At 51.4% G+C, this 12298-nt stretch carries 12 protein-coding genes; 6 read left to right on the top strand and 6 right to left on the bottom strand.

Going from position 1 to position 12298, the window contains the following annotated elements; translation table 11 throughout:
- The first annotated feature begins 22 nt into the window (after nucleotides 1-22).
- A complete protein-coding gene (locus ACE6F3_RS01585) occupies nucleotides 23-1282 on the top strand; it encodes a pitrilysin family protein (RefSeq protein WP_324664721.1) in 1260 nt (419 codons plus the stop codon).
- 88 nt (nucleotides 1283-1370) lie between these two features.
- On the opposite strand, the gene groL is transcribed toward ACE6F3_RS01585, so the two are convergent.
- The 3 genes from groL to tsaD all read right to left on the bottom strand — a co-directional run bounded on the left by groL (nucleotide 1371) and on the right by tsaD (nucleotide 4779).
- On the bottom strand, nucleotides 1371-2984 hold the full coding sequence (gene groL / locus ACE6F3_RS01580) for a chaperonin GroEL (RefSeq protein WP_041343058.1): 1614 nt from the start codon (nucleotides 2982-2984) through the stop codon (nucleotides 1371-1373).
- 27 nt (nucleotides 2985-3011) lie between these two features.
- Nucleotides 3012-3308: a co-chaperone GroES gene (groES, locus tag ACE6F3_RS01575; protein WP_010937112.1), complete on the bottom strand. Its 297-nt coding sequence runs from the start codon at nucleotides 3306-3308 to the stop codon at nucleotides 3012-3014.
- Between the two features lie 490 nt (nucleotides 3309-3798).
- Complete coding sequence (gene tsaD, locus ACE6F3_RS01570; protein WP_324664719.1) at nucleotides 3799-4779, bottom strand: tRNA (adenosine(37)-N6)-threonylcarbamoyltransferase complex transferase subunit TsaD; 981 nt, start codon at nucleotides 4777-4779, stop codon at nucleotides 3799-3801.
- A 118-nt stretch (nucleotides 4780-4897) separates the two neighbouring features.
- Here tsaD and ACE6F3_RS01565 point away from each other — a divergent pair, with 118 nt between their 5' ends.
- Genes ACE6F3_RS01565 through tilS form a run of 5 tightly spaced genes read left to right on the top strand, consistent with a single transcriptional unit; the run spans nucleotide 4898 to nucleotide 10075 of the window.
- Complete coding sequence (locus ACE6F3_RS01565) at nucleotides 4898-6172, top strand: HlyC/CorC family transporter (protein ID WP_010937110.1); 1275 nt, start codon at nucleotides 4898-4900, stop codon at nucleotides 6170-6172.
- Nucleotides 6153-6797 (top strand): TIGR03936 family radical SAM-associated protein, encoded by a 645-nt coding sequence (locus ACE6F3_RS01560; RefSeq protein ID WP_324664716.1) that lies wholly within the window; start codon nucleotides 6153-6155, stop codon nucleotides 6795-6797. Before ACE6F3_RS01565 ends, ACE6F3_RS01560 begins: the two co-directional genes overlap by 20 nt.
- Nucleotides 6797-7975 (top strand): M48 family metallopeptidase, encoded by a 1179-nt coding sequence (locus tag ACE6F3_RS01555; RefSeq protein WP_324664715.1) that lies wholly within the window; start codon nucleotides 6797-6799, stop codon nucleotides 7973-7975. Before ACE6F3_RS01560 ends, ACE6F3_RS01555 begins: the two co-directional genes overlap by 1 nt.
- Nucleotides 7976-7977: 2 nt before the next feature.
- On the top strand, nucleotides 7978-8601 hold the full coding sequence (locus ACE6F3_RS01550) for a histidine phosphatase family protein (RefSeq protein WP_324664713.1): 624 nt from the start codon (nucleotides 7978-7980) through the stop codon (nucleotides 8599-8601).
- A gap of 43 nt (nucleotides 8602-8644) precedes the next feature.
- Nucleotides 8645-10075: a tRNA lysidine(34) synthetase TilS gene (gene tilS, locus ACE6F3_RS01545; RefSeq protein ID WP_324664712.1), complete on the top strand. Its 1431-nt coding sequence runs from the start codon at nucleotides 8645-8647 to the stop codon at nucleotides 10073-10075.
- Here the strand turns inward: tilS and ACE6F3_RS01540 are convergent.
- The 3 genes from ACE6F3_RS01540 to ACE6F3_RS01530 form a co-directional block, all read right to left on the bottom strand.
- The gene (locus ACE6F3_RS01540) at nucleotides 10072-10914 is read right to left on the bottom strand and encodes an arsenite methyltransferase (protein ID WP_010937105.1); all 843 of its coding nucleotides are present in this window, start codon (nucleotides 10912-10914) and stop codon (nucleotides 10072-10074) included. The genes tilS and ACE6F3_RS01540 overlap by 4 nt on opposite strands.
- 3 nt (nucleotides 10915-10917) lie before the next feature.
- On the bottom strand, nucleotides 10918-11166 hold the full coding sequence (gene hgcC, locus ACE6F3_RS01535; RefSeq protein ID WP_058292463.1) for an HgcAB-associated protein HgcC: 249 nt from the start codon (nucleotides 11164-11166) through the stop codon (nucleotides 10918-10920).
- 118 nt (nucleotides 11167-11284) lie between these two features.
- A complete protein-coding gene (locus ACE6F3_RS01530; RefSeq protein WP_010937103.1) occupies nucleotides 11285-12286 on the bottom strand; it encodes a nicotinate phosphoribosyltransferase in 1002 nt (333 codons plus the stop codon).
- Nucleotides 12287-12298 lie beyond the last annotated feature (12 nt).

Here is a 12298-nt window from a genome sequence, read left to right as displayed (position 1 = left end):
CAGAAAGAAGCGAGGTGTTTATTTGTATGAATTAAGTGTTTTGCCAAGCGGTTTGCGGGTAATAAGCCACCATATGCCTGCCAGCCGTTCGGTTACCATTTGCGTATATATCGGGGTGGGTTCGCGTTATGAAACAGACTGCGAGGCCGGTGCCAGCCACTTTATAGAACACATGGTATTCAGGGGAAGTAAAAAGTATCCTGATTCCCAGCTTATTTCCAGTGCCATAGAGGGGGTGGGGGGTATTTTGAATGCGGCTACCGACCGTGAGTCTACCCTTTATTATGCCAAAGTGGGCAGTGACAAGTTTGCTCTGGCCCTGGATGTGCTTTCGGATATGCTGGTAACCCCCCTGTTTAACCCCGAAGACATTGAGAAGGAACGCAAGGTAATCTACGAAGAAATAAGCATGAGCCTGGACAACCCTTCCCACCGGGTGGGGCTGCTGCTTGATGAAATACTCTGGCCGGACCACCCGCTGGGGCGGGATATAGCCGGCAGCCGCCAGAGTGTGGCCGGTCTGGACAGCCAAAAACTGCTTGATTTTATGCACCGCCATTACACCCCTGCCAATATAGTGGTGGCAGTAGCCGGGGATATAAAGCATGAGAACGCCGTTTCGGCCATTTCTCAGGCTTTCGGCAGTTTGGCCGGGCGGGAAAAAATGCAGACCTTTGAGCCGTATCACGATGGCAACCCTTGTCAGGTAGGGGTGGACAAGCGTGATGCCGAGCAGATTAACCTGATGCTGGCCATGCCGGGCATGAACCGTCTGAATGACCGCCGTTATGCTTTCAGCATATTAAACACTATACTGGGTGACGGCATGAGCAGCCGCCTTTTTGCCCGTGTCAGGGATAATTTGGGTTTGGCTTATTCTGTCCAGTCCGGGCTTGAGTATTTGCATGATACCGGGGCTTTCTCTGTTTTTGCGGCGGTAGACCCGGCTAATCTGACGGCCTGTATAAAGGCTGTACTTAGTGAACTGGAAACTGCCAAGACAACCATAACAGCTGAAGAGTTGACAAAGGCTAAGGAAATGTCCAAGGGACGGATTCAGCTGGCTATGGAAGACAGCCGCTATATGGCCAAGTGGATAGGTTCTCAGGAACTGCTGTGCCAAAGGGTAAATACCCACGAAGATGTTATCCGCCTGATAGACGGGGTCAGCCTGAAAGGTGTTATGGATCTGGCAGACGAATACTTCCAAAAACCCCAAATGCGGCTGGCACTGGTAGGGCCTGTTGACAAAGATGCAGTAGCCTGTCTGCTGAAAGACTAGACAATATATTTGTATCTAAGCCTATTGTGAATAATAGAAAAGGGCGGGACTTTAAAGTCCCGCCCTTCTTGTTTAACCCTTTTGGGTCTTAGTACATTCCGGGAGCTTCAGGCATGGGGGGAGCGGGGTTTTTATCCTGAATATCAGCTACCAGTGAGTCGGTGATGAGAACCATGTTGGCAATGGAGGAAGCGTTCTCAAGGGCAGAGCGGACAACCATGGTGGGGTCAATGATACCCATTTCAGCCATATCGCCGAAGACATCTTTCTCAGCGTTGTAACCATGGCCTACGGGTGAGTTCTTGACCTTGTCAACGATAACGTTGCCGTCTTTGCCGGCGTTGGTAGCAATCCAGCGGACGGGTTCAATAAGAGCCTTGCGGACAATGCTGACACCGGTGGCTTCGTCGCCTTCCAGTTTCAGGGCATCAAGGCAGGGCAGGGCATTCAGGAGGCCGGTACCGCCGCCGGGCAGGATACCTTCTTCAATGGCGGCACGGGTGGCAGCCAGAGCATCTTCAACGCGGGCTTTGCGCTCTTTCATTTCGGTTTCGGTAGCAGCGCCTACGGCGATAACAGCTACGCCGCCGACCAGAGCAGCCTGGCGTTCCTGCAGTTTTTCGCGGTCAAAGGCAGATTCGGTTTCTTCAATCTGGGCTTTAATCTGCTTGATGCGGTCCTTGATAGCTTCGGCAGAGCCTTCGCCGTCAATAATGGTGGTCTTGTCTTTATTGGAGACAACTCTGCGGGCATGACCGAGGTCAGCTTCGGTTACGGAATCCAGCTTGCGGCCGGCTTCCTTGCTGATTACATGGCCGCCGGTCAGTATGGCCATATCTTCCAGCATAGCTTTCTGGCGGTCGCCATAGCCGGGGGCTTTGACAGCCAGGATATTCAGGTTGCCGCGCAGCTTGTTGACTACCAGGGTAGCCAGAGCTTCGGCTTCAACGTTTTCAGCTACAATGACCAGATTCTTTGAAATCTGCAGGATTTTTTCCAGAGCGGGCAGCAGCTCGGCAACGGTTTCAATCTTGCGGTCGGTCATCAGGATGGTGGCATCTTCCATGATGGATTCCATCCGGCCGGGGTCAGTTACGAAGTAAGCGCTGATATAACCGCGGTCAAACTGCATACCTTCTACGTAGCTGGTTTCATAGCGCAGACCACGGGATTCTTCAATAGTGATAACGCCGTCTTTGCCGACTTTATCCATAACATCAGCAATCAGGTTGCCGATTTCGGGGTCTTTACCGGTGATGGTGGCTACCTGAACAATCTGCTGTTTGCCCTTGACGGGGGTGGAGTTTTTGCGGAGCTGGGCCTTAAGGGCGGCCACAGCCTTTTCAATGCCGCGTTTCAGGTTGATGGGTTCGGCACCGGCGGCAATATTCTTGAAGGCTTCGTTGATAAGGGCCTGAGCCAGTACGATAGAGGTGGTAGTACCGTCACCGGCGGCATCGCTGGTGCGGGTTGCGGCCTCTTTGACCAGCTGGGCGCCCATATTTTCAAAAGCATCGGGCAGTTCAATATCACGGGCAATGGTTACACCGTCATCTATAACAGTGGGTGCGCCCCATTTCCGCTCCAGGGCAACGGGATGACCTTTGGGACCAAGGGTTACTCTTACTGTGTTAGCCAGAGTATCAACACCCTTTTTGAGGGAGACCCTGACTTTTTCGCCAAATATAATCTGCTTAGCCATTATACCTCCTAATATTCGTTAAAAAATTTAGCCTACGATTTTAGCCATAATCTGGCTTTCGGGCATGATGATGTAATCAATACCGCCAGATTTAAGTTCAACACCGCCGAATTTGGGGAAAAGAACCTTGTCACCGACTTTAATGCTCATGAGTTCGCGTTTGCCATCTTTGTCCAGACGGCCGGGGCCCACGGCGACAATCACGCCTTCCTGGGATTTTTCCTGAGCGGCGTCCGGGATGATGATACCGCCTTTGCTCATGTCTTGTTTTTCCTGGGGCTGGATGAGTACCATGTTGTGCAGGGGTTCGAATCTAGTTGCCATTATTCCTCCTTCTAAGTTTGACTAAATTTATTGCGGCAATGTTTTAGCAGTCTCAGTACGAGACTGCTAACAGGCATATAATACAGCACTGGGAAGTCGGCTGCAACTGCAAGCAGCGGTAATTACAGGTATTTAGAATAAAATAACCATAAATACACCCTTCAGACTACGAAAAGCTATTTAATCCAATGCTGATAACTCTCCGGAATGCTTTACAGTGTGTCAATAGCAATGCTTAGCAGAGCTTTCACAGTGTTTGCTAAACTGAAAATATACTAAAGTATAGAATAGTACTAAGCATAAATGCGCAGTCAATTTACGTATTAAGTACGATAGCAAGGGCTCTGGTTCTGGTCTATACTGATTGCAGTTCTCAAAGATCTGGATGGTCTTTGAAATACTGTACAGGCCGCCTCAAATACTGTACAGTTTGTAAAAGGGAGCTCGGAAACGAGTTCCTTTTTTATTTGGCGAAAAAGTGCTTTAGGTATCAGGAAACAACGGATAGCGCCGGCAGTACATCCATGTCCAGCCTGTCCTGACCGCCGGATATAAAGCGGAAATAGCCGCAGGAGGCTATTACGGCGGCATTGTCGGTACATAAGCCTATGGGCGGTATGGAAACCGGCAGAGGGGATTGTTCGCTTAGCTGTTTACGCAGCAGGTTATTGGCGGCCACTCCGCCTGCCAGCAGTATCTGCTTTACTTTATGCTCATGGGCGCAGTTCAGGGTCTTGGTTACCAGTACATCTACCACCGCTTTTTGAAAGCTGGCAGCGGCGTCATTTACCGAACAGACTTCGCCGTTTTCCACCAGCCGGAGCAGGGCGGTTTTGAGTCCGCTAAAGCTGAAGTCATGGCTGCCGGGTATCCACGAGCGCGGCAAATCCAGTACTGCCTCACCGTCCTGCGAAGCTCTGTCTATGGCCGGCCCGCCTGGATAGCTTAAACCCAGTATTCTGGCGGCTTTGTCAAAGGCTTCTCCGGCGGCATCATCACGGGTACGCCCCAGCAGCTGATACTGACCATGCCCTTTTATCAGCACCAGGTCGGTATGCCCGCCTGAGACAGTCAGGCACAGGCAGGGGAATTCCGGTATCCTGCCGGAAAGCCAGTTGGCATAGATATGGCCGTGCAGGTGGTTTACCGCCACCAGGGGTATGCTGCGGGCGGCGGCTATGGCTTTGGCGGCATTTACCCCCACTATCAGAGAGCCTGCCAGACCCGGCCCGTTGGTTACAGCTATGGCCGAAATTTCATCAAATCCGGTACGTGCTTCCTTAAGTGCGTCACTTATGACCGGTAATATGGAAAGCAGGTGCTGGCGGGAAGCTACTTCGGGGACTACCCCGCCGTAACGGGAGTGGATATCTATCTGCGAGGATACCCGGTTGGATAAAATATTTACCCCGTCTGCCACTACTGCGGCAGCGGTTTCGTCACAGGAGCTTTCTATACCGAGTATCTTCATATACTCAGGATTATAGCATAGACAATGTCAAGGGGCTAAACCCTTTGACACCTATATAGGGCAATGTTATTATAAATATCCAGGCCATATAGCCTAGGTTAGTGAGGTTTTCTTCAAAATGAGTACCGATACCTGGTACCTTATACTCTTCTTTCTGTGCATTGTCTTTTCCGCTTTTTTTGCCAGCTCTGAAACAGCCTTTATTTCGATCCAGCGGTTCCGCCTGCAAAATATGGTTCAAAGTAAAGTAAAGGGCGCAGACAAGGTCTCGCAGCTGATGGAGAGGCCGGAAAAATTCCTTTCCACTGTACTTTTGGGCAACAACTTTGTAAATACAGCCGCTTCCGCTTTGGGTACTGTTCTGGCGGTTTCTATCTGGGGTAATGAAAGAGGCGTGCTTATCGCCACTGCCGGGGTTACTATTATTTTGCTGGTTTTCGGCGAAACCACCCCCAAAACTCTGGCTACCCAGCATTCTGAAAAAATAGCCTTCGCAGTAGCCCCTGCGGTAGAGGTGATTTCCAAAATATTCGCACCTATAGTAGCTCTGCTTGGCTGGATATCCTCCGGTTTTACCAAGCTCTTCGGCGGCCCTGCCCTTAAAAGTTCTCTGGTGGCCGAAGATGATATCCGGGCTATGATAACTGTCGGCCATAAAGAGGGGACGGTTGAAGAAGATAAAGCGGAGCTTCTGCACAAGGTATTTGAGTTTTCAGACCGGCCGGTCAGGGAAGTGATTGTACCCAGACCGGAAGTGGAAAGTGTGGAAAAAGGCTCAACCCTGAAAGATTTTCTGGATTTATATGCCGAGTCCCCCATGTCACGTTTCCCGGTGTACGAAGACAACATGGATAACGTGCTGGGTATTTTATCTATCAAAGACGTGCTGATGGCACTGGCCAAAGGCACTCATAACCAGCAGGATTTGGTAGATGACCTTATGCGCCCGGCTTATTTTGCTCCTGAAACCAAGCCTATCGGCAAGCTGTTTAACGAGATGCGGGAAAAGAATTTCCGGATGTGTGTGGTGGTAGATGAGTACGGCGGTACGGCCGGTATCGTAAGCCTTTCCCGCCTGATGGAAGAGATAGTAGGGCCGGTGGGTGATGAACTGGCGGAAGCCGAAAAAGACTACGAATCTATAAACGAATACACCTTTCAGGTGGACGGCAGCATGCGGATAGAAGAAGCTAACGCAGAAATGGAACTGGACCTGCCCGAAGGTGATTATGAGACTATTGCCGGTTTGATACTTGACCGCCTGGGATACATACCCAAGCAGGGCCAGCAGATTAAACTTCAGAACCTTAAGGTAGTGATTACCCGTATGAAGGGTATGAAGATTGATGAAGTCCTGATAACAAAGGAAAAGCGTGCAGCGTCTAAGAGTTAGATACCAAAGGGGAGAAAACCTGAAGTTTATTTCTCACCTTGACATAATACGCCTGTGGCAAAGGGTTTTTTACCGGGCCGGGGTAGAACTGGCCTATTCGGAGGGCTTTAACCCTCACCCCCGAATGGCTCTGGCCTCACCCTTGCCGGTGGGGTATACCAGCCGGGCGGAGTTTATGGATTTATATACCTCTGCTGCTGTCAGCCCCCATTATTTTGAAGATTTGATTAACCGCCATCTGCCGGAGGGCGTCAAGATACTTCAAAGCTGTGTTGTTCCCCCCGAACATGACTCACTCCAGGCGCTGGTACGGCAGGCAGAGTATCTGGTAAGCGTAAATACTTCAATGTCTTTGGCGGAATGCCATAAGGCTGTAGATGATTTTATGGCTAAAGACAGCTTCCTGTGGCAGCTGCAGCGTCAGGACAAAGTAAAGGAATATGATTTACGCGCCCAGACAGCTGAACTGGAAGTGGTATCTCTGGCCGAGGGTGTGCTGTGCCTGAGGATGCTGCTTCAGTGTGACAGCAAAGGGGCAGGCCGCCCCGAACAATTCACTAAAGCCCTGGGTATCAGCGAATTTCCTTTGTCAGTGGAGCGTATACGGCTTGTCCTGGAGGCCTGATGCCTGAAGAAGAACTGGCTATTCCCCCTGAAGATAATCTGAACTCTTCCCCTAAGCTGGATACCCAGCGTCAGCAAAAAGCCAGGGAGTACGGCCGTATTGAGCGGCGGTTTACTTATATCCAATCCCTTATCATTGCCGCAGCCGCATTGGTTTTAATATTCGGCGGGTTATCCGCCTCATTTGCTGCCCATTTGGTATCTCACCCTGTCTGGGCAGCCGTTATTTACTTTTTGCTGCTGGCGGTTGTTTACGAAATATTCAGTCTGCCGTTTGGTTATTATACCGGGTATATACTGGCTAAACGCTACGGCACTTCCCGACAGACCCGCCGGGATTTTTTTGCGGATACAGCCAAGTCTTTTCTGATTATGCTGGTGCTGGGTGCGCCCCTGGTTGCGGCGGTATATGCCGTTATGGGTGCATGGCCGGATATCTGGTGGCTGCTGGTCTGGCTGGGATTTTTAGCAGTGAGTTTGGGTATGACCTTTATTGCCCCTGTCTGGCTGATACCCCTTTTCTACCCCATGAAACCGCTTGAAGACGGGCAGCTGAAAGACAGTCTTTTAGAGCTTTGCCGGCGTATAGGCGTATATGTCCGCGGGATATATGTTATAGAGCTGAGTAAGCGCGGAACCGCCGCCAATGCCGCCCTGATGGGTTTGGGGCGTACCAGGCGGATAGTCCTGAGTGATACCATGATAGACCGTTATGCCATACCCGAAATAGAGGTTGTCCTTTCTCACGAGATTGCCCACCAGCAGCATAACGATATGCTCCGTCTTTTTTCTCTTCAGGCGGCAGTCCTGTTCGGGGTGCTGGCGGCGGGCGGGCTAATTTTCAGTTATCTGGGTGATGCGGTGGGGTATAATGGTCTGACAGACCCGGCCGGGCTGCCGCTTATGGGTAGTATCCTGTTTCTTTTGCTGATGGCAGTTTTCCCGCTAATCAGCCTTTTTACCCGCAGGCTGGAAAAGCAGGCAGATGAATTTGCCCTTAATATCAGTAATAATCCTTCGGCCTTCCGGACAGCTATGACCCGCCTGACCAACCAGAATCTGGCTGAGGCTGAACCCTCAAACTGGCTGGAGCGGCTGACCCAGGACCACCCTAACTATACTCAACGGATTAGGCTGGCAGACGAATTTGAAAAACGCCATAGTGTAGACAGAGGTTAGACATGACCAGAATATATTTGATTCGCCACGGGGAAACAGACTGGAATAATAAAAGGCGGCTGCAGGGCGGGTTAAGTGATACCCCCCTGAATGAAAACGGGCTGCGCCAGACCCGAAATCTGGCACTGCGGCTCAAAGATGAAAAACTGTCTGCCATATACTCCAGCCCGCTCAGCCGGGCCAAAGTGACGGCTGAGGTGATTGCCCTTGAGCACAGCCTTGCCATCAATACCGCACCAGACCTTCGGGAGATAGAGGCGGGTGATTTTGAGGGTATGGACATGGGCAGTGCCAATATGAAGGTTACCGAACTCTTTACCGAACCCCACCCGGAGGGCGGTTTGCCCCGGATTCCGGGCGGTGAATCCCTGACTGATGTCCAGACCCGTGCCTGGCGGGTTATCACAAAAATAGCCGCTGACCATCCTGACCAGAATGTGGCGGTGGTCTGTCACTATTTTGTGATACTGGCGGTTATCTGCAAGGTGCTGGATTTGCCTCTGGAAAAAATGGCCAATTTCAGGCTTCACATTGGCAGTCTGAGTCTGATAGAGTTTAAGGGCAGCCAGGCCTATCTGGCACTCTTTAATGAAAACGTTTTTCATCAGGACAGCCGTTGTATTTGAAAAAATACTTGTTGACGAAGTTTTTAAAAGGCGGGACATACCCTTGGACAACAATGAAATTTTGAGCGAACGGGTGAGCAAATATATAAAACAACAGGGCATGGTGTCAGACGGAGACGAAATCCTGCTGGCGGTTTCCGGCGGGCCTGATTCCGTCTGTATGCTTTACATAATGCATAAACTAAGCCGTGAAATGGGTTTCAGTTTGCGGCTGGCCCATTTGAACCACGGCCTGCGGGGTGAAGAATCAGAGCGTGATGCCGCCTATGTGACCGAACTGGCGGCTGCTTTGGGTGTACCCCTTTGCCAGCAGAAAGTCAGTGTCAAGGCCTATCAGGCTGAACACCACCTGTCAACTGAAGAAGCTGCCCGCGAAATGCGTTATGCTTTCCTCTGCCGTACCGCGGCTGAGTATGGTTCGGTGGCAGTGGCGGTGGGACATACCACAGATGACAATATTGAAACCGTTATGCTTCATCTGGTAAGGGGCAGCGGAACCCGCGGGCTTCAGGGACTTAGGCCTGTTTTAAACCGTACGGTAGCCGGTGAAGGCTGTCTAAGGGTTATCCGCCCTCTGCTTGGCCTTAGCCGGGCTGAAACTCAAAGTTACTGCCGCGAAGCCGGGCTTTCACCCGTACAGGACGTAACTAACCAGAGTACAGACCTTTTACGCAACCGTATCCGGCTTGAGGTGCTGCCCATGCTCAGGGGAATTAACCCCGCCTTTGAAGAAACCATACTCCGCACTGCATTTATTGCGGGTGAAGAAATGGCCCTGCTGGACGAAGTGACTTCTCAAATGAAGGCTGAGCTGGTAATCCGGCAGGACAATGTGCTTATGATTGAAAAAATAGAGATGCAGCGGCTTCATCCGGCACTCAAAAGAAACCTGCTTAGGCAGATGCTGGAAGAACTGCTGGGCGGACTGAAGGATATTGAAGCCCGTCATATAGAAAGCATTATCCAGACTCTGGACAAGCCTGCCGGACGGCGGATAGACCTGCCTTACAAGCTGGTCTTTCAGGTGGACTATGAACATTATTTGCTGGGCTGGGAGATTGATGAACTCTGTCCATACCCGCCTTTTCAGGGGGAGTACCGGCTGGGAGTTGGCACTGAAACTATTTTGGACGGCTGGACTGTAAAGACTGAAGTCTTGCCTTCCCCGGTAGGGCTGGATTTAAGTGAAAGTACTCTGGTGGCTTATCTGGATATGGACAAAGCCGGGAGTGACCTGGCTGTCCGCACCCGCACCGAGGGGGACCAGTTTCAGCCGCTGGGCATGGACGAAGCCAAAAGCCTGAAGGAATTTATGATAGATAATAAAATCCCCCGAAGCTGGCGGGCCAGAGTACCCCTGCTTTTTTCAGGCGAAGAAATACTCTGGCTGGTGGGCTACCGTATTGGCCAGTCTGCCAAGGTAGATGAAAATACCCGCCGGGTGCTTCGGGTGGAATTTAAACTCCAAAATTAAAGCGGTTTGTAAGCCCTTAGCCTGAGACTGCTTATCAGGCCGTCCAGTGCGTTAGTTTCAGTATCTTCACCGCTCTGGCAGGATTCGCCTGAACAGCCGCAGCTGCATCCGCAACCTTCATCGTCGTTACAGCAGCTATCTGCGCCATAGGTTTCTTTGGAAAGTAATGTTATGTCAACAAAGCCGGCCTCATTGATGATATCCAGATAATCGTCAAACTGTTCTGCCCCGGCAATACAGCTTATATAGGCGGCGGCAGATTTGCGGACTTCGTCCGGCAGTTCACCTTCCAGTACAATATCAGATATAACTATCCGCCCGCCCGGCTTGAGCACCCGCAGGGCTTCCTTGAAAACGGCAGGCTTGTCCGGTGACAGGTTTATTACGCAGTTGGAGATGATAAGGTCTATGCTGTCTGACTCCAGCGGCAGGTTTTCAATCTCCCCCTGGATAAACTCTACATTGGTATAGCCGCCCTGAAAAGCATTGCGTTTGGCTATAGACAGCATTTGGGGTGTCATGTCAACACCTATTACTTTGCCTTTTGCACCTACCCGCGGGCTTGCCAGAAAGCAGTCAAAGCCGCCGCCTGACCCCAGGTCCAGTACGGTCTCACCCTCTTTTATTTCAGCCAGTGCCAGAGGGTTGCCGCACCCCAGCCCCAAGTTTGCCCCTTCGGGAACGGAGTTTATTTCCTCTTCGGTGTAGCCTGCCTGAAGGCTGGATTCGGCGGCTATGTCAGAATTGCAGCTGCAGCAACTGCAGCCGCTGGCTGGCGAAGCTGCTCTTTCGGCGATATGTCCATATTCGTCACGAACCAGTTTTTTGATGTCTGTCACGGGCTAATTTCCTCCTGCCACGGTCATATTTTTTAAAATAGGGCTGACTATTTCGTTTGCCAGTTCTGAAAATTCGTCTGCTTTGATAAGCAGCAGACAGCAGGGCTTGCCGCCTGAATGGCGGGTGATAGCTGCCAGCTTGTCTCCCGGCTTAATATCCAGTTTAGTGCGGATTTCTTTGGGCAGTACCAGCTGGCCGCGGGCATCTACGCTTAAGATGGCATCTACCCCGCAGCAACATTTTTCTTCCATCTCGGCCTCGCAATAAATCAGAAAAATCAGAATATACTGAATAATACTTCAGGCGGGCTTTTCTGTCAAATAAAAAAGCGGCTGGTTAGAGCCGCTTTAAGCAGTATCACAGGGAATATTAACGCACTTTTTTAAGGCGGGGATTTTGGGACAGACCGGGTATCCGCCCCCGCTTGGCTACCGCTTTGCCCGCAATTTCGTGCAGGTCTGCAGTGAAGTCAATGGGGCGGGCGCCGCTTATATAACTGCCTGTGCCGTAGCCGTCTACCGGGGCGTTGTTCTCTGCGAAGTAGCGGATACGTTCCGGGGTAAGGCCGCCGGAAACAAATATCTTAACGTGATTGTGTCCGGCCATATCCAGATTAGCCCGCACTTCTTTAACCAGGTCAGCTGTAACCCGGCCTCTCTCAAAGGGGGTGTCCAGCCTGACACTGTCCAGCCTTTGTCCCATGGCTTCGGCTACCCGCAGGCTTTCTTCCACCTCGTCCTTGAAGGTGTCCACCAGAGCTACTCTGGGTACTTGGGGCGGCATGTGTTTGTCAAAGGCCAGGGTAGCTTTCAGGGTATCACCCATAACCAGTATCAGGGAATGGGGAATGGTACCCGAAGGGCTGATACCCCAGAGGCGCGCCCCTTCAATAGACGAACAGCCTTTACACCCGCCTATCATGGCGGCGTAATCCATCCGTCCGGCAACCAGCGGGTGAATATGGCGGGCACCAAAACTGGTAACGGGTATATCCCCGGCCGCTTCAACACACTCACGGGCGGCGGTTGCCCAGCCTGTGCCGGATGCCAGCATACCCAAATAAACAGTCTCGTAAAGACCGAAGCTCAGGTAAGGAGCTTTGATACGCATCACAACTTCCTTGGCGGAAATCTGGTCGCCATCTTCCAAAGCCCATATTTCACCCTCACCCGCCGGTAATACCGCCTGCAGAAGCTCTACAGCCTCGCTCAGGCCGCACAGAATACCGGGGCGGGTGGTAAATACTTCCATTACCGTCTCCGGGTTCTGGTTTTCCTTAGCCAGTATTTCCACTGTACGGGCAAAATAAATATCGGTGGTATCACCTGAGAGCAGGTTTCCGGGTATATTGAACTTCGGTTTAACAGGCATAATTCCTCCGGT

The organism is Dehalococcoides sp. THU4 (genome assembly GCF_043231265.1).
GTDB lineage: Bacteria > Chloroflexota > Dehalococcoidia > Dehalococcoidales > Dehalococcoidaceae > Dehalococcoides > Dehalococcoides mccartyi.
Note: the sequence above shows the minus strand (reverse complement) of the source record. Positions and strands in the feature narration are given on the sequence as shown.

Coding starts and splice junctions, on each gene's coding strand:
- groL (WP_041343058.1), bottom strand. CDS start 2,984: ATGGCTAAGCAGATTATATTTGGCGAAAAAGTCAGGGTCTCCCTCAAA.
- groES (WP_010937112.1), bottom strand. CDS start 3,308: ATGGCAACTAGATTCGAACCCCTGCACAACATGGTACTCATCCAGCCC.
- tsaD (WP_324664719.1), bottom strand. CDS start 4,779: ATGAAGATACTCGGTATAGAAAGCTCCTGTGACGAAACCGCTGCCGCA.
- ACE6F3_RS01565 (WP_010937110.1), top strand. CDS start 4,898: ATGAGTACCGATACCTGGTACCTTATACTCTTCTTTCTGTGCATTGTC.
- ACE6F3_RS01555 (WP_324664715.1), top strand. CDS start 6,797: ATGCCTGAAGAAGAACTGGCTATTCCCCCTGAAGATAATCTGAACTCT.
- ACE6F3_RS01550 (WP_324664713.1), top strand. CDS start 7,978: ATGACCAGAATATATTTGATTCGCCACGGGGAAACAGACTGGAATAAT.
- hgcC (WP_058292463.1), bottom strand. CDS start 11,166: ATGGAAGAAAAATGTTGCTGCGGGGTAGATGCCATCTTAAGCGTAGAT.
- ACE6F3_RS01530 (WP_010937103.1), bottom strand. CDS start 12,286: ATGCCTGTTAAACCGAAGTTCAATATACCCGGAAACCTGCTCTCAGGT.